Source organism: Chitinophaga sp. CF118 (genome assembly GCF_900112615.1).
Classification (GTDB): domain Bacteria; phylum Bacteroidota; class Bacteroidia; order Chitinophagales; family Chitinophagaceae; genus Chitinophaga.
This window is the reverse complement of sequence record NZ_FOMK01000004.1, coordinates 729,409-745,747: the sequence shown is the minus strand read 5'-3', so window position 1 is coordinate 745,747 and position 16,339 is coordinate 729,409. Positions and strand designations below refer to the sequence as shown.

The window sequence follows — 16,339 nt, the reverse complement described above, 5'->3', positions numbered from 1 at the left end:
GCTATTTAATATAAAAAGCAACGGCCACCCTGTTTCCAGCGTGGCCGTTAGCATGCAGAGGCCAATAGAAAGAAATATTTTATGATCAGTTGTATACCTTCACCAGGTATACGAAGTCTTCCATTTTCTTAATTTGTTCCGTACGGGTTAAACCTTCCATACGACTTTTACGATTCCATTCCTTTTTAGGCAGTTTATCTTTCATTTCGTCCAGCAAACGTTTCAGGTTAGCTGTTTTTACTGCGAAAGCAATACCGTCTGAAGTGGTTTGTTTCCCGGTAACAATACCTACAACATTACCTTTGTTGTCCATCAGCGGAGCACCGCTGTTCCCCGGATTTACAGGAATAGAAACCTGGTAGGCAGTGGTATCACCGTTAAAGCCGGTTTGTGCACTTATATATCCTTCTCCATAAACAACTTCATCACGGGGAAAGCCTAACGTGTACACATACTCACCGCGGGGAATAGCCTGTGGTTTTAAAGTGTAAGGAATAGGTTGTCCCTTGTAAGAGCTGTCAGTGATTTTCAGAATTGCCAGATCGCTGGAAATATCTTCGAATACGCTGGTAGCTTTATATGTTTCACCTTTTGTGCTCTGGATATAAATAGAATCTGCGCCAGCTACAACGTGATAGTTGGTTACGAGATAGCCATTATTGGAAATAGCAAAGCCGGTGCCACCGTAAGTCCCGGGATTAGCAGGAGCACTCTTTTTACTGTTGAAATCATTGATCAGCGCATTCTGTGAACGCTGGATATTATTCAGAACACGTCTTACATCTTCGTATTGCGCGGTAGTTTTCTGCCTGGTAGCCTTTTGCATCAGGGCAATAGTCGATAGAGATGTAATTAAAGCGATACATGCAGCAGCAGCGAGATTGGTTAACATCCTTCTGCTGATAAATCCTACTTTTGGTGAAGCCGGTGAAGAGGCAGCTCTTACAGCATTCATATCGAGAGAAGCATGGATTTGATCCAGTTTATCTTTTAATGCTACGCGGCGGCCATAACCTTCCAACTGCTGGATCAACTGCTGATGGGCAAGTACCTGCTCGTTTACTAACGGATTAGACTGGCGCAGCGCTTCGAATGCAGCTTTTTCCTGCATACTCATATCGCCTTCCATGTAGCGTTCTATATCACGTATTAATGTCATATCATTCATCGCCTGTAACCTCATTTAAAGATCTGATCTGCCAGATCTTAAGATTTATATTGATCAAAAAATAGTTTCTTTAAACGCATCAGACATTTGTATTTCTGATTCTTGGCGTTTTCTGCATTAGTATACCCGAATTTTTCAGAAATGTCCTGCATGGACATTTTCCTTATATAATAATCTTCGAGTATAGTTTTGCAAGGTTCACCCATACCTGACATTGCCTGTTCCATGATCCTGAACTGCTCGTCCTTTTTCACGTGTTCTTCTATAGTATCTTCCACAGGCAGCATTTCTTCCAGTTCGTCCGGCATGGCAAGTGACATATTACCCGTTTGCAGCTTTTTGAGCCACAGATGCCGGCAGATGGAATACAGAAAAGTCTTTAACTTACTGTAGAGATCAAACTCACCCTGCTGCACTTTCTCGTATAATACGATCATTGCCTCCTGGAAAAGATCTTTCGCATCATCTTCTGAGCCTCTGTACTGTAGAACCATTCTTAAAACGGAGGGAAAATTCTCCTTATAAATGGTTGACAGCGCCTTGTCATCATTACGGGCTAACCCCAGTAATAATTCCTTATCTCTTTCTATGTTCAGATTATGCTTCACTTATTAATACTATTATTTGGCTTTGGTAACCCAAAGTAGCAGAAAATAATTCCAAATCCCAAATCAATATAACTGTTTCGATCTGGCTCACCCTGCTATGTTTAGAAATTCTATCCTTGTTATGTGAGGAACAATGAAAAATTATTCTATTGATTATGAATTAGTTAATGCGAAGGGGTAAGCAGAGATTCAATTATCCTATAAGGCTGACTTCCCTATTGTGCTGATACCGCGCGATTGGTAATGGTCAATAAATACACCTTTGTTTGCCGTGATGTTTAGGTGAAGTATAATAAAGGTCTAATCTATAATCTTATTCCAAAGCCAGATTAAAAAACTAAACAGGCAGACGCAGTGTATCATTGACCATTACCAATCTACAAGACTGAATCCCGTTATATTCTTCCAAATGATAATTTATTCAGGTTTGAAAAAAAATGTGGAAATAGGAGTTTTGGGACCTAAAAATGTGACCAGTAGCCGTTTAAAGATGCTCTTCTACCAGGGATATACCCTAAAAAAAGGGGCATTTGAAAAATATTTTTAAAATCCTGGGTTACCTTTTTCCAATCCCGGTATAAAGAGTTAAATAATATTTCAAACCTAAAAATTAATAAAATGAAGAACTTACTGAAAATCGGTTTCCTGGCATTAGCTATTGGTGTATTTGCAACTTCTTGCGGTGGCGGTGCTGGTACAGGTACTGATTCAACTGCAGCTGCTGCAACTGAGTCTATCGATTCATCTAAAGCTGTTGCTGATTCAGCATTGAGCGCTGTTGCAGATACTGCTAAAGCTACTGTTGATTCAGTTGCTAAAGCTGCTACTGATTCTATCAAGAAATAATTCTATTGGTAAGCAATTAACGGCTTTTATATACCGTCCCGGGCTAATGCTTTGGGACGGTTTTTTTTGTTTAAGCTTGTTTAGTTCGCTGTTTTTGAATAAAATATCGAATTAAAGCTCTTTTATTAGATAGAATGTAATTTTTGATTAAAGGGGTTGGACAATTCAAATCCTGATGTATTTTTGTACGGAATTAAGCAAATATGATACAGCAAACGACCTTTGGTTACTTTTATGGTTTTTACTTTTTCTGGTACCAGAAATAAGGAGGTCGTTTGTAAGTACTTAACAATATAAAGAAACTAGCAAAAGGCCTCCTGAAAGGGAGGCCTTTTTTATTTATACCTTATTCAAAGCAATATGTTACAACGTTTCAGCCTTTCTTACTTTTATTTTTTCTTTTACTTCTTTTACGTCGTAAAGGCCGGGACTCTTTTGTAATAACTGCAGAAATGAAATAGTTGCAAATTAAAAGGGTCCCGGCTCCACCGGGGCCCTTTTTCATTTTATATACTAGTTGCTACAGCAACTAACAAATTCAAATCAAACAAATAAAAATGCGTGTCGCGATCCAGGGTTTTGAAGGATGTTTCCACCAGATAGCTGCTCAGGGGTACTATGGTAAGAATATTGAAATTGAGTGTTGCGCTTCTTTTCCAGAGCTGGTGAAAAAAACGAAACAACAGCAGGTGGCAGATGTAGGAGTGATGGCGATTGAAAATTCTATTGCCGGTAGTATTCTCCCTAACTACAGCCTGTTGAAAAACTCTGGTCTGCATGTAGTAGGAGAAGTATATCTGCAAATCAAGCAGCACCTGATGGTACTGCCCGGTCAGACACTGGAAGATGTCAGAGAAGTACACTCGCATTATATGGCGTTGTTACAATGCTCAGACTTCCTGGAGAAATATCCGCATATGAAACTGGTAGAAACTGAAGATACGGCCCTCAGTGCGAAACATGTGGCACAGAAAAAACTGAAGAGCACAGCGGCTATTGCTGGTAAGCTGGCTGCAGACATCTATGGCCTTGAAATCATTGCGCCGAACATTCATACCATCAAAAATAATTATACCCGCTTCCTCGTGATTTCTCCTAATGGAGTAACACCACAGGAAGACGCTAATAAAGCATCCGTTTATTTTCAAACATCGAATGACAGAGGGAGCCTTGCAAAGGTATTGACGCAAGTGGCTGATGCCGGGATCAACCTGAGCAAAATCCAATCCTTTCCGATGCCAACAAAAGAATGGAACTATTATTTTCATGCGGACTTTGAATTTGATGACCTGCAACATTTTCAGAGTGCAGTGAACAAAATAGAATCACTGACCGAACATTTGAAAGTATTGGGTATTTACAAGAAAGGAAATACGCACTAAGCGCTTAGCAAAAAAAGTATTTATGAACTTACAGGTAGCAAAACGGTTGCAACAAACGGAAGAATATTATTTCTCCAAAAAACTCAGGGAAATAGATGAAATGAACAAGGCAGGTGCTAAGGTAATCAGCCTGGGCATTGGCAGCCCTGATCTTCCTCCTCATCCTTCCGTGATAGCGGCTTTGAATGAGTATGCACAAAAACCTGATACCCACGCTTACCAAAGCTATAAAGGTATTCCTGCCCTGCGCCAGGCTATGGCGGCATGGTATAAGCGCTACTACCATGTTGAACTGGATGCTGAAAAAGAAATACTGCCACTCATAGGTTCCAAAGAGGGAATCATGCACATTTGTATGACCTACCTGCAGGAAGGGGATGAGGCACTGGTACCGAACCCGGGATATCCTACTTACCGTTCTGCTGTGAACCTGAGCGGAGCTACTGTAGTGGATTACGATCTTGAAGAAAAGAATGGCTGGCTGCCCGACCTGGATGCACTGGCTAAAAAAGATCTGAGTAAAGTAAAACTGATGTGGGTGAACTATCCACACATGCCTACAGGTGCCCGCTTTAATGCCGCATTTGCAGAGAAGTTGGTAAAATTCGGATTGCAACATAATATCCTGATCTGTCATGATAATCCGTATAGCTTTATCCTGAACAAAGAGCCGCAAAGTCTGCTGCAAACTCCAGGTGCAAAAGAAGTAGTGCTGGAACTGAATTCTCTCAGTAAATCTTCCAATATGGCGGGATGGCGTGTGGGAATGATGGTAGGCAAGCAGGAATGGATCAACGAAGTATTGCGCTTTAAAAGTAATATGGATTCCGGTATGTTCCAGCCGTTGCAGATGGCTGCAGTGAAAGCACTGGAACTGGGTCCTGAATGGTATACTGAACTGAATAAAATATATGAAGGACGCCGTAAAAAAGTGTTCCGGTTGTTACAGTTGCTTAACTGTACTTTTGATACTGACCAGGTAGGGCTATTTGTATGGGCGAAGATACCAGCTACTTCAAAAGATGGTTTTGAACTAACAGATGAGATCCTGCAGAAGGCACAGGTATTTATTACTCCCGGTGGTATTTTCGGTAGTAACGGTAACGGTTATATAAGAGTAAGTCTCTGTAGAGATGAGAAAGCGCTGGATGAAGTATTAGAGAGGATCCAATCAAAATTTAAATCATGATTGCAACTGTAGTAGGAACAGGTTTAATAGGAGGCTCGCTGGCTATAAGTCTGAAAGAAAAGGGTGTGGCCAACTGGATTATCGGCGTAGATCAGAATGAAAGCAATCTGCAGAAAGCAAAAGAATTGCAGATCATTGATGAGAGTGCTACCCTGCAGGATGCTATGCAACGTTCAGAGCTGATTATACTGGCAATACCAGTAGATGCGCTGTTGCAAATCATGCCTTCCATATTGGATAATGCAGCATCGAACCATGTAATTATGGACGTGGGTTCTACAAAAGAAAAAATATTACAACTCGTTGCCGGTCACGCCAAAAGAGGGCGCTTTGTAGCAGCCCATCCGATGGCCGGTACAGAGTATTCCGGCCCGGAAGCTGCTGTAAGAAATCTCTTCGCACAAAAAACAATGGTGCTTTGTGATGTGAAGAACAGTGATGAAGATGCACTGGAAGTAATTGAGAATATGGTAGACAAACTGCAGATGCGGCTTGTATACATGAATGCGATAGAGCATGATCTGCACACAGCCTATGTGTCACACATCTCTCATATCACTTCTTTTGCATTGGCATTGACGGTACTGGAAAAAGAGAAAGAGCAGGGACGCATCTTTGAACTGGCAAGCGGTGGTTTTGAATCTACTGTACGTCTGGCTAAAAGTTCTCCCGATATGTGGGTGCCTATCTTCAAGCATAACCGTCATAATGTACTGGACGTGCTGGAAGAACATATTCACCAGTTACAGCAAATGAAACAACTGCTGGAAGATGAAGATTACGATACATTTTACAAACTCATACAGAAGTCAAATAAGATAAAAAAGATCCTGAAATAATAAAACTACTACAATGGAACAGATACTCTCAAAAACAAAATTCTCAGATCCGGCTTCAGATAAGAAACCGCTGATCGTTTCCGGTCCATGCAGCGCAGAAACCGAAGAACAGGTATTGGAAACAGCTCAGAGGCTGGCTAAAACCGGTAAAGTGGATGTACTCCGCGCCGGCATATGGAAACCCCGTACCCGTCCCGGTTCTTTCGAAGGTATCGGTGTGAAAGGTTTACCCTGGTTGCAGAAAGCAAAAGCACTGACAGGTTTACCTGTGGCTGTGGAAGTAGCTACTGCGAAACAAGTGGAAGAAGCACTGGCGCATGATGTTGATATCCTCTGGATCGGTGCCCGTACTACCGTGAACCCTTTCTCTGTGCAGGAAGTAGCTGATGCCCTGAGAGGTGTTGATACCACTGTACTGATCAAGAACCCTATCAATCCTGATCTCGAATTGTGGATTGGTGCTGTGGAACGTGTACGCAACTCGGGTATCACCAAATTAGGACTGATCCACCGCGGGTTCTCCAGCTATGGTAATACTGAATACCGTAATGCTCCTATGTGGCATCTGCCTATCGAAATGAAACGCCGTATGCCAGAACTGCCTATGATCTGCGATCCAAGTCATATCAGCGGCCGTCGTGATATTCTGCAGGAAGTATCCCAGGAAGCAGTAGATCTGGACTACGATGGTTTGATGATCGAATCACATATTGATCCGGATAACGCATGGAGTGATGCTAAGCAGCAGATCACACCGGAAAGACTGGCAGAATTGTTGGATGGTATCGTATGGCGTCATGAGCGCACAGATAAAAAAGATTTCAACTCTGCGCTGGATAAATTACGTGGTCAGATCAACCAGATAGATGATGAGATTCTGCTGTTACTGGGTAACCGTATGAAGATTGCTGAGAAAATTGGTTTGTACAAGAAGGAAAACAACGTTACCATCTTACAGACTAACCGCTGGAACGAGATTCTGGAACGTGGTATTGCCAAAGGTGATAAACTGGGACTGACAAAAGATTTCATCCTGAAATACTTCGATGCAGTTCACCTGGAATCTATCAACAGGCAGAACAGAGTGATGAACGAAGACAAATAGACCTAACTAATATATGAGAACGTTATCTTACCGGTTCCAGCATAGTAATACAAAATATTACATGGGAGAAAGCCTGCTACAGTTAGGCAATTATGCAGATCCTGCCAGGTCCGTCCTGGTACTGGATGAGAATGTGGACAAACACCACGGGCATAAATTGCCAGGCTGGAAAAAGCTGGTGATCCCTGATGGCGAAGAAAACAAAAGCGAGGATGTGCTGGAGCAGATCATCAACGGGTTAATAGAACTGGAAGCAGACCGAAAAACAATGCTGATAGGTATTGGAGGTGGTATGACTACAGATCTTACCGGTTATGCATCCAGTATTTATATGCGTGGTATGCCTGTAGGATTTGTACCTACAACTTTGCTGGCACAGGTAGATGCGTCCATAGGAGGAAAGAATGGGATCAATCATGGTAAGCATAAGAACCTGCTGGGTACTATCCGTCAACCGGAGTTCATTCTTTTTGATTATTCCTTACCGTTAACAATGCCCGATGATGAGTGGCACAACGGTTTTGCGGAGATCATCAAGTATGCCTGTATCATGGATGCCGCCCTGTTCACTTACCTGGAAGATAACCGCGATAAAGCGATGCAACGCGATGTGGCTATATTGGAGTACCTGGTAGAACGTTCTGTGGAACTGAAAACAAAAGTAGTTCTGGAAGATGAGTTCGAGAATGGCCCGCGCCGCTGGCTCAACTTCGGTCACACGCTGGGGCATGCGGTAGAGAAACTGGAAAATATAGCACATGGTAAAGCAGTGGCAATCGGGATGGTGGCAGCAGCCAAAATATCAGAAAAGCTGAAAGGCCTGCCCGTAGAGCAAACCAACAGGCTAATCCGCCTCATTAATGACTACCAGTTACCTGTTACGCTTGCATCCAATAAAGAAGAAGTATATAACATCTTCAAAATGGATAAGAAGAGGGAAGGAGATGCTATTCATTTTGTATTGCTGGAAGAGATAGGGAAAGCACTTACACAGGCTGTGCCTATTTCAGAACTGAAGCAACTGCTGGACGAACTATAAAATAAGAAAACATGCAAGTAACAATTTTACCCGGCATTATAAAAGGCACTGTTACCGCCAACCCATCCAAAAGCGCGATGCAGCGTGCAGTGGCAGCAGCGTTGCTGAGCAATGGAAAAAGTATTATCCGTAATCCCGGCCTTAGCGATGACTGCCTGGCAGCATTGGATGTGGCACAGAAACTGGGTGCTGAAATAACAAGAACAGAAGATTATATAGAAATCTCCAGTAATGGTGTAAATCCCCGTTCAAAAGAGATCAACTGCGGAGAATCCGGACTGGGCATCCGTATGTTTACACCAATAGCTTCCCTGTCAGCACAGCCTATTACGATCAATGGTCACGGGAGTTTAACTACCCGCCCAATGAACTTCTTTGAAGAAGTATTACCTCAGCTGGATGTGAAATGCAGCACCTTCGAAGGTAAGCTGCCATTAAAGATCCAGGGACCGCTGAAAGCGAAAAATATTACTATAGACGGCTCTCTCAGCTCACAGTTCCTCACCGGCCTCTTAATGGCATACGGTGCTGTGGCAGAAGATGTAACGATCACGGTAAAAGATCTGAAAAGCAAACCATATATTGCCTTAACACTGCAACTCATGGAGCAGTTTGGTGTTAAAGTAACGGAAGCGCAATTCGAGAAATTCCATTTTGGTAAGCAACAAAAATATCAGGCTGGTGAATATACGGTAGAAGGTGACTGGAGTGGTGCTGCGTTCCTGCTCGTAGCTGCGGCTGTAGCGGGTAAGGTAGAAGTACATCATCTCAATACACATTCTGCACAATCGGATAAAGCCATCCTGGAAGCGCTGGAAAAAGCAGGCGCTCATCTGCTGCCCGGTGTCTTCACTATGATAGTGGAAAAGAACGAACTGAATGCATTTGATTTTGATGCGACAGATTGCCCTGATCTGTTTCCTCCGCTGGTAGCACTGGCGGCGAACTGCAACGGTACTTCCAAGATCTTAGGTGTGAGCAGGCTGGCACATAAAGAAAGTGACCGTGGTAAAACACTGCAGGAAGAATTTGGTAAGCTGGGTATCGTCATCGATCTGCATGGAGATGAAATGCTGGTACATGGCGGTACAGGCATCAAAGGTGGGCTGGTACATTCTCACGCTGATCACCGTATTGCAATGGCCTGTGCAGTTGCTGCACTTACTGCAAGCGGACCAGTGACCATAGAAAAAGCAGAAGCGATCAACAAATCCTATCCTGAGTTCTATGATCATCTGCAAAAGATAGGCGGCGTAGTGAAACAGGAGACGGCAATCATTTAAGTACAAACAAACAGTATGAACAGTTTCGGTAGAATTTTCCGGGTGAATGTTTTTGGTGAATCTCATGGAGCCAGTGTAGGCGTTAATATTGATGGTATACCGGCAGGTATCCCGCTTACACAGGAAGACTTTATGCCTGATCTCGACCGTCGTAAAGCTGGTGCAAAAGGTACTACTCCCCGTAAGGAAGATGATCTGCCTCATATAAAATCAGGCGTATTCAACGATCATACCACTGGTGCACCGATCACTATATTATTTGAGAACAACAATACCCGCAGCACGGATTATGAAAAGCTGCGTGAATTTCCCCGCCCTGGTCATGCCGACTTTGTAGCTACCAGTAAATTCGGTGGCTTTGAGGATTACCGCGGCGGCGGACATTTTAGTGGAAGGCTTACATTAAACCTGGTAGCCGCGGGTGTAATAGCTAAGAAGATCTTAGGTGCAGGCATCTCCGTAAAAGCTACACTGCTTGAAGTAGGTGGCTTACCGGATGCTGAAAAGGGACTGGAAGCTGCTATTGCTGCCAAAGATTCTGTAGGCGGTATCGTAGAGTGTGTGGTAGAAGGATTGCCTATTGGTTTAGGTGAACCATTCTTTGACTCTGTAGAGTCTACCATCGCACATGCTGTATTTGCCATTCCGGCTATTAAAGGTATCGAATTCGGCTCCGGTTTTGCTGCTGCAAAGATGAAAGGTGTTGAGCACAATGATGCTATCCTGGATGCTACCGGTAAAACTGCTACTAATCACGCAGGTGGCGTGGTTGGCGGTATTACCAATGGAAACCCGCTAGTGTTTCGAGTAGCGGTAAAACCTACATCCAGTACACCTAAAGAACAGCATACGCTGAATATAAAGAGTGGAGAGGTGGAATCATTTAGTGTGAAGGGCCGCCATGATCTTTGTATCGCATTGAGAGTTCCGGTTGTGCTGGAAGCCGTGGCTGCTATGGCACTCGCGGACTTTATGCTGCTGGAACAACGAACGAACAGAATATGGAAATAAGGCTATAGGAAGTAATTAAAGGGACTGACCTTTTGGGTCAGTCCCTTTAATTTTTATATTAGTTTACGTTGACTATTTTATCCTTAGGATACTTAACACTATAACTTAATTTATACTTCTTACTTTCTCCCGGTGCCAGTTCTATGTTCCAGTTCAGGATGCCGAGATCTTTATTTATATCTGCCCCACTTGTTTCCAGCACTTCTACCTCTATGTCCTTATTGGTGGACAAAGGGTATTGATCCTTCAGCAGCATGGAGATCTTTTCTTTCTTATTGTTCTTTACGGTGATCTCATAACTGAACACCTGCTTCTTGTTGGAACCCAGGAATTTAACGCTGCTGATATCTACCAGTTTGTCTCTTTTAATCACTACTCTTTTGTCCCTGCCCAACGTAAGCGTAAGTGTATCTTTAGTGCTGTTGGGGTCTATCATTGTTTTGCCTACATAGGTACCTTCAAAAATAATATTGGCCTCTCCGGGAATAAGATTGAGCTGTTCCCAATCGGCAACATTTGCCAGCAGGTAGGCTTCTTTATCCAGTTTGGGAGCTGCATAGAACTTATAGGTTGAAGCTACGCTGCTTTCTTTTAACTGCACACTTTGTTCTTTACCGCTACTTTCCATATCGTAGGGCAGGTCTATGTTATAGACCATATTAAGCTCGTTATCGGTTACGGATACATAATCACTCATGTTATCCTTAAGAGCAACAACAATAGCTCCGTTGGCCGCCCTACTGCCGTATATTGCAGTAGCTGCAGCATCTTTTAATACGTTCATGCTTGCAATTGACTGCGGAGCTATCCTTTCAAAATCAGCCTTACTAATAATGTTTCCATTTACCACATAAACCGGAGTATCATCGGCTTCGGTCTCTTTATTCTGTTTCATTTGGGAACCGTAACCAGCAACAACCACTTCCTGAAGGCTTAAACCTGCCACCTTTCCACTCAGCGAGTTGGCGAACGAACTGGCACCCCTTATCTGAAGCCTGGAACTAATGGGATTAATATATCCCAGGAACCATCCATTAAATATAGGCGCTGTATTTTGCTGATTGGGCGTAGACGTAGATAAACTCAACTTCACCTGCTGCCAATCGATCCCTGTGGATTGAGCAACCTTCGCTCTGTAAACCAGCCGTACGGGCTTATTCACAGACTCCACAAATAGATCGTAGTAAGGATTCCAGGAGGCATTTTTGGTAATGTATGAGATGGTGAAATTAAAACTGCCACTCATGGGACTAAACAGCTGTAGGATCAGGCTTCCGGTTGTTTTAGTATTCTTGTTTTTCTCTTCATTCAATTGATTATTCAGTTTAGCGATCAATTCCGCTAATTTGGCAGCGCGTTCGTTATAATCCGTAATCTCATTCTGCAGTTCGAGTGTTTTGGTTTTGTAATATTCCATCATTTTCATCAATTCCGCCACACTAAGTCCTGTTTGAGTGCCCCGGATCTCTTTATTGGCGTTCAGGAGGTCCAGCATATCCTTGTCGGTCTTCAGTATCACCTGCAGCCTGGAAAGTGCCCTGGTCACTGTTTCAACAGAATCTTCCAGCTTTTTTACAAACGCCGGTTTTACAGCTGATTTAAGATGGTTGGTGGCGAATTCCACCGACATTACTGTTACTCCTCCATCGGAACCAAACTGAAGACTATTAAGATCAACATCATTACTAACACCTTCAATAACAACGTCATTATTCCCCTTTTCAAGGGTAGCTTTGGCTGTGTGATGCAATTCTGCGCCGGACCGGTATACAATCGCAGATTGTAATACAGCAGGAATTATGGTCTTATCGTTGTTGACATATGCAAAACTGGGCAACAGAATAATCATTGAGCATAGCAGGCAAATAAGTTTCATATTTAAGACGGTTTATTGATGGATGCAATAATAAACCGTTTTCCATAAATGCTTTATAAAAGCCCTGATATTCAAAAATGCAGATTATTCAGCCCCCATGTTACATCCATTAACATTGTTATGCTTAAATAATGTCTGGATATACATCAGTTTTTGTTGAATAAATAGAGATATAAGTGAAGAAGGCTGGCCATTTGGCCAGCCTTCTTCACTTATATCTGCAATAAACTATTTCTCTATATCCAGCAATTCAACTTCAAATACCAGCGCACTACCAGGACCGATCTTTGGACCAGCCTGACGATCGCCATAAGCCAGTTCTGAAGGAATGAACAGTTTCCATTTAGAACCTACAGGCATCAATTGTAATGCTTCTGTCCAGCCTTTAATAACACCACTCACAGGGAAGGAAATGGGTTCTCCTCTATCTACCGAACTATCGAATACAGTACCATCTATTAAAGTACCATGATAATGAGTTTTTACTTTGTCATTGATGGTTGGTTTTGGACCGGTACCTTCTTTCAGGATGGTGTATTGTAAGCCGCTTGGTAGGGTAACTACACCAGCTTTTGCTTTATTCTGGGCCAGGAACTTTTCTCCGGCAACCTTATTTTGAGACATTTTCTCTGCTTTTATTTTTTGTAGATAATCACTAATGCTCGCATTACACTGCTCTTTAGTTACTAATGGGGTGCTACCTTTTGCAGCATCCTTTATAGCCTTTATGAGCAAATCATAATTCAGACTGTCAAGGCCTTGTGTTTTTAATGTATTGCCAATATCCTGACCTATGCCATAGCTGACAGTATCAAGTTTTGTTCTGATCAAAGGATTGACCATAACGGTGCCTTTGCCTTTTTTAGCAGGTTTTTTTTGTGCAACAGCGGGCAGGGAAAGTAAGCCAAGTGCTCCGATTAAGAGGGCGTTTTTATTCATAAAATAGTTCATTATCAATTGTAATGGTATAATTTAACAGGTTGCAAGTTAGTGACTATTTGATTACCGGCAATTCGACCAGGGAAGGATGCTGTGCATCGTGATAAATATGAATGGTCGCCTTCCTGAAATCTTTATCATCGCAATGATAGATATCCGTGAATACCTGAGGATTGCGATCTACCAGTGGGAACCAACTGCTTTGTACCTGCACCATGATCTTATGCCCCTTTTTGAATGTATGGGCAATGTCCGGAATACTGAAAGATACGTTTGTAGGTTCATTGGGCGTAAAGGGAACAGGCTTTTCAAAGCTGTTACGGAATTTTCCGCGCATGATTTCCCCACGTACCAGCATCTGATATCCACCCATAGGATAGGTCGCAGAAGGAATCCGGTGGTGCTCGCTAGGTGCATTGTCTGCATATTTGAAATCGTCGGGGAACTCATCTACAAGTTTCACAACGAAGTCTGCATCTGTAGTGCTGGTGCTTACCACCAGTTTGGCCAGGAGTGGTCCGGCCAGTGTAAGGTCTTCCGTTAAAGTGGCTGTTTCAAATACTGCTACATCCGGACGACGGGCAGCAAAGCGCTGATCATCTGTCATGTAGCTGATGGTGCGCATGAAATGTACATCTTCTGTATATGGAACAGGCTTGGCAGGATCACTTACGTATTCGTTGAAGCTGGCGGTAGTTACTGGTTTGGTGAAGTCCAGCTTACCATCGGGCTGCAGGTATAAAGGTGTTGGCTGCATGTTGGCAGGAGGCCATTTAGGAAGTTGTCTCCATTTGTTTTCACCGGAAAAGAAGATGGTAGCTTCTGCGATATCAGGAGCAGTACCTTTGCCTTTCAGGTAATAGTTAAAGAAAGGAATTTCCACGTGTTGCTCATACCATTCGGCGGTATTACTATCGAATTGTACATTGCCCAGGTGGGTACCATCTTTGGAGGCCCATTGACCATGATACCAGGGGCCCATAACCAGGCGGTTATTGGTTTGTGCACTCTGCTGTTCTATTGCCTTATAGATATTCCATGCACCGAAGCAGTCTTCAGCATCAAACAGTCCACCTACTTCCAGCATCGCGGGTTGTACGTTTTTCAGATGGGGGCGTACGTTACGCGCTTTCCACCAGTTGTCAAGGTCTGGATGTGAAGTCAGATCTTTCCAGAAGGCGATACTGTCTCCCATGAGACGTGAGAAGTTTTTCACAGCACCTGTTTTCAGATACCATGCATAGCTGTCATGGGAGTTGAAGTCAAAGTCTTTTGGACCCACGGTAGTAGGCTGGGGGCGGGGTTGCCCGAAGCTGGTATAAAAAGAGAATGCATCAACTATAAAGAATGCACCGTTATGGTGAAAGTCGTCTCCCATGAACCAATCGGTAACGGGAGCCTGCGGGCTCACAGCCTTTAATGCCGGATGTCCGCTTAACGCGGCCATAGTAGAGTAGAAGCCCGGATAGGAGATTCCGAATACACCTACATTTCCGTTATTGTTAGCCAGGTTTTTCACTAGCCAGTCTATAGTATCGTAAGTATCACTGGCTTCATCAATATCCTGTTTGGTTTTTTTATTGGGGTTAAAAGGACGTACATCCACAAAAGTACCTTCACTCATCCAGCGACCTCTTACATCCTGTAGCACTATGATATAACCTTCCTGCAGGTAGTTAGTAAGGTAGGTATTATAATAAGGACGAAACTTTTCCCCATAAGGCGCGCAGGAATAAGGCGTGCGGGTCATTAACATTGGGTGTTTTTCCGTATTATCTTTTGGGAGGTAGATGGAAGTGAATAATTTAACTCCGTCCCGCATAGGTATGTACACTTCTTTTTTTGTGTAGTGTTCATACATCCATAGTGAATCTTTGTTTTCAGCCTTTGTGCAGGCGGTATGCATAAACATACCAGCCACTATCAGGCAAAGCAGTTTTCTCATAAGCTTTTAATGGATTTGATTATTATGATGTCAGGCTTTCCCTGTCTTTTTTAGGCAATGATTTTACAACGAGATCGTACGAATCTTTGATCCATTCGTATAGTAATTTGTTGGGTATATTGGAATGTACATCTACTGTGTTCCAATGTTTTTTATTCATGTGATAACCGGGAGTAACGCCGTCGTAGCGCTCGCGCAGTTCAACAGCAATTTCCGGATCACATTTCAGGTTAATGCTTGCAAAGCTATCCACGTCTGTAAGGACGAATATTTTGCCCATTACTTTATATACAAGGATTTGTTCTCCGAAGGGAAACTCTTCTGTTACACCGGGCAATGAAATACAGTATTCACAAAATTGCTCAATATTCATAAGGATGAAGATAATAATCTCGTCGAAATTAAGCATCATTTACTAAAAAGACCGGGGCCACCTAAGCAAGATGCTTTTGGTAGCCCCGGTCAAATATTTGAAGTTAAGAATTACTACGATACGGAGATATGGTTGGTTTTGTTTTATCCTACTTTACTGATAGCGAGTATTACGCGTGAATAGCGACCGTATACGATCTCTACTTCCTGACCGGACCTGAAATCATCCAGGCGGCCGCGCATCCAGTAAAAGAGGCGTTTTCTCTTTTTAAGTCCATCTTGTTTTACGATGAAGCTGGTCTGCATATCATCGTTACTCTGATATACCATTTCAAGAGGTACCTTTATCTGGCCCTTTTGTAATCTTGTAAGATCTTTCTTGATAGTGTAGTAACGAACGTCTGTTACTTTTATAAGTGCAAAAATGAGCACTAAAACAAAAGAGAGCAACCATGTCCAGAACCATGCATTTTTGTATGAGAAAACAGATTCATCTATTTCATCCTGTGAAAGACGTTGTTTAAGAAATAGCTGTGGCACGAAGGCGGCAATAAGTACTAAAGTGAGGCCAATCAAAATGAATTTGAAAATCTGCCTTTTGTTCTTTTTCAACGCATCCTGTAGGAGAAATATTTCCTCAGTGGTCATAAAAGAGTAATCCTGCATATGTATAATGGTTTTTCTTGATACTAATATATATAATTTGCTGTTAAATTGTTTTATTTATAATATGTTTT

15 protein-coding genes are annotated in these 16,339 nt (G+C 42.7%); 8 read left to right on the top strand and 7 right to left on the bottom strand.

Going from position 1 to position 16,339, the window contains the following annotated elements:
- Nucleotides 1-85: 85 nt before the first annotated feature.
- Both BM176_RS19250 and BM176_RS19245 read right to left on the bottom strand, forming a co-directional pair.
- Entirely contained in the window at nt 86-1,159 is a 1,074-nt protein-coding gene (locus BM176_RS19250) for a S1C family serine protease (protein WP_218162237.1), read from the bottom strand.
- Nucleotides 1,160-1,206: 47 nt separating this feature from the next.
- Entirely contained in the window at nt 1,207-1,776 is a 570-nt protein-coding gene (locus tag BM176_RS19245; RefSeq protein WP_090105920.1) for an RNA polymerase sigma factor, read from the bottom strand.
- 618 nt (nt 1,777-2,394) lie between these two features.
- On the opposite strand from BM176_RS19245, the gene BM176_RS19240 reads away from it, so the two are divergent.
- The 8 genes from BM176_RS19240 to BM176_RS19205 all read left to right on the top strand — a co-directional run bounded on the left by BM176_RS19240 (nt 2,395) and on the right by BM176_RS19205 (nt 10,470).
- Entirely contained in the window at nt 2,395-2,622 is a 228-nt protein-coding gene (locus BM176_RS19240; RefSeq protein WP_090105919.1) for a hypothetical protein, read from the top strand.
- Nucleotides 2,623-3,179: 557 nt separating this feature from the next.
- A complete protein-coding gene (locus BM176_RS19235; protein ID WP_090105918.1) occupies nt 3,180-4,004 on the top strand; it encodes a prephenate dehydratase in 825 nt (274 codons plus the stop codon).
- Between the two features lie 22 nt (nt 4,005-4,026).
- Nucleotides 4,027-5,193: a pyridoxal phosphate-dependent aminotransferase gene (locus BM176_RS19230; RefSeq protein WP_090105917.1), complete on the top strand. Its 1,167-nt coding sequence runs from the start codon at nt 4,027-4,029 to the stop codon at nt 5,191-5,193.
- Nucleotides 5,190-6,032 (top strand): prephenate dehydrogenase, encoded by an 843-nt coding sequence (locus tag BM176_RS19225; protein WP_090105916.1) that lies wholly within the window; start codon nt 5,190-5,192, stop codon nt 6,030-6,032. Before BM176_RS19230 ends, BM176_RS19225 begins: the two co-directional genes overlap by 4 nt.
- Before the next feature lie 13 nt (nt 6,033-6,045).
- The gene (locus BM176_RS19220; RefSeq protein WP_090105915.1) at nt 6,046-7,137 is read left to right on the top strand and encodes a chorismate mutase; all 1,092 of its coding nucleotides are present in this window, start codon (nt 6,046-6,048) and stop codon (nt 7,135-7,137) included.
- 13 nt (nt 7,138-7,150) lie between these two features.
- Complete coding sequence (aroB, locus tag BM176_RS19215; RefSeq protein ID WP_090105914.1) at nt 7,151-8,176, top strand: 3-dehydroquinate synthase; 1,026 nt, start codon at nt 7,151-7,153, stop codon at nt 8,174-8,176.
- Between the two features lie 11 nt (nt 8,177-8,187).
- Complete coding sequence (aroA, locus tag BM176_RS19210; RefSeq protein WP_090105913.1) at nt 8,188-9,459, top strand: 3-phosphoshikimate 1-carboxyvinyltransferase; 1,272 nt, start codon at nt 8,188-8,190, stop codon at nt 9,457-9,459.
- A 15-nt stretch (nt 9,460-9,474) separates the two neighbouring features.
- Nucleotides 9,475-10,470: a chorismate synthase gene (locus BM176_RS19205; RefSeq protein ID WP_090105912.1), complete on the top strand. Its 996-nt coding sequence runs from the start codon at nt 9,475-9,477 to the stop codon at nt 10,468-10,470.
- A 58-nt stretch (nt 10,471-10,528) separates the two neighbouring features.
- On the opposite strand, the gene BM176_RS19200 is transcribed toward BM176_RS19205, so the two are convergent.
- The 5 genes from BM176_RS19200 to BM176_RS19180 all read right to left on the bottom strand — a co-directional run bounded on the left by BM176_RS19200 (nt 10,529) and on the right by BM176_RS19180 (nt 16,268).
- Nucleotides 10,529-12,346: a DUF4139 domain-containing protein gene (locus BM176_RS19200; protein ID WP_090105911.1), complete on the bottom strand. Its 1,818-nt coding sequence runs from the start codon at nt 12,344-12,346 to the stop codon at nt 10,529-10,531.
- 228 nt (nt 12,347-12,574) lie between these two features.
- The gene (locus BM176_RS19195; RefSeq protein ID WP_369823745.1) at nt 12,575-13,189 is read right to left on the bottom strand and encodes an FKBP-type peptidyl-prolyl cis-trans isomerase; all 615 of its coding nucleotides are present in this window, start codon (nt 13,187-13,189) and stop codon (nt 12,575-12,577) included.
- Nucleotides 13,190-13,340: 151 nt separating this feature from the next.
- Complete coding sequence (locus BM176_RS19190; RefSeq protein ID WP_090105909.1) at nt 13,341-15,230, bottom strand: CocE/NonD family hydrolase; 1,890 nt, start codon at nt 15,228-15,230, stop codon at nt 13,341-13,343.
- Between the two features lie 22 nt (nt 15,231-15,252).
- Nucleotides 15,253-15,603, bottom strand: a complete 351-nt coding sequence (locus tag BM176_RS19185) for an MmcQ/YjbR family DNA-binding protein (RefSeq protein ID WP_090106138.1) — start codon at nt 15,601-15,603, stop codon at nt 15,253-15,255.
- A 143-nt stretch (nt 15,604-15,746) separates the two neighbouring features.
- On the bottom strand, nt 15,747-16,268 hold the full coding sequence (locus tag BM176_RS19180) for a hypothetical protein (protein WP_090105908.1): 522 nt from the start codon (nt 16,266-16,268) through the stop codon (nt 15,747-15,749).
- Nucleotides 16,269-16,339 lie beyond the last annotated feature (71 nt).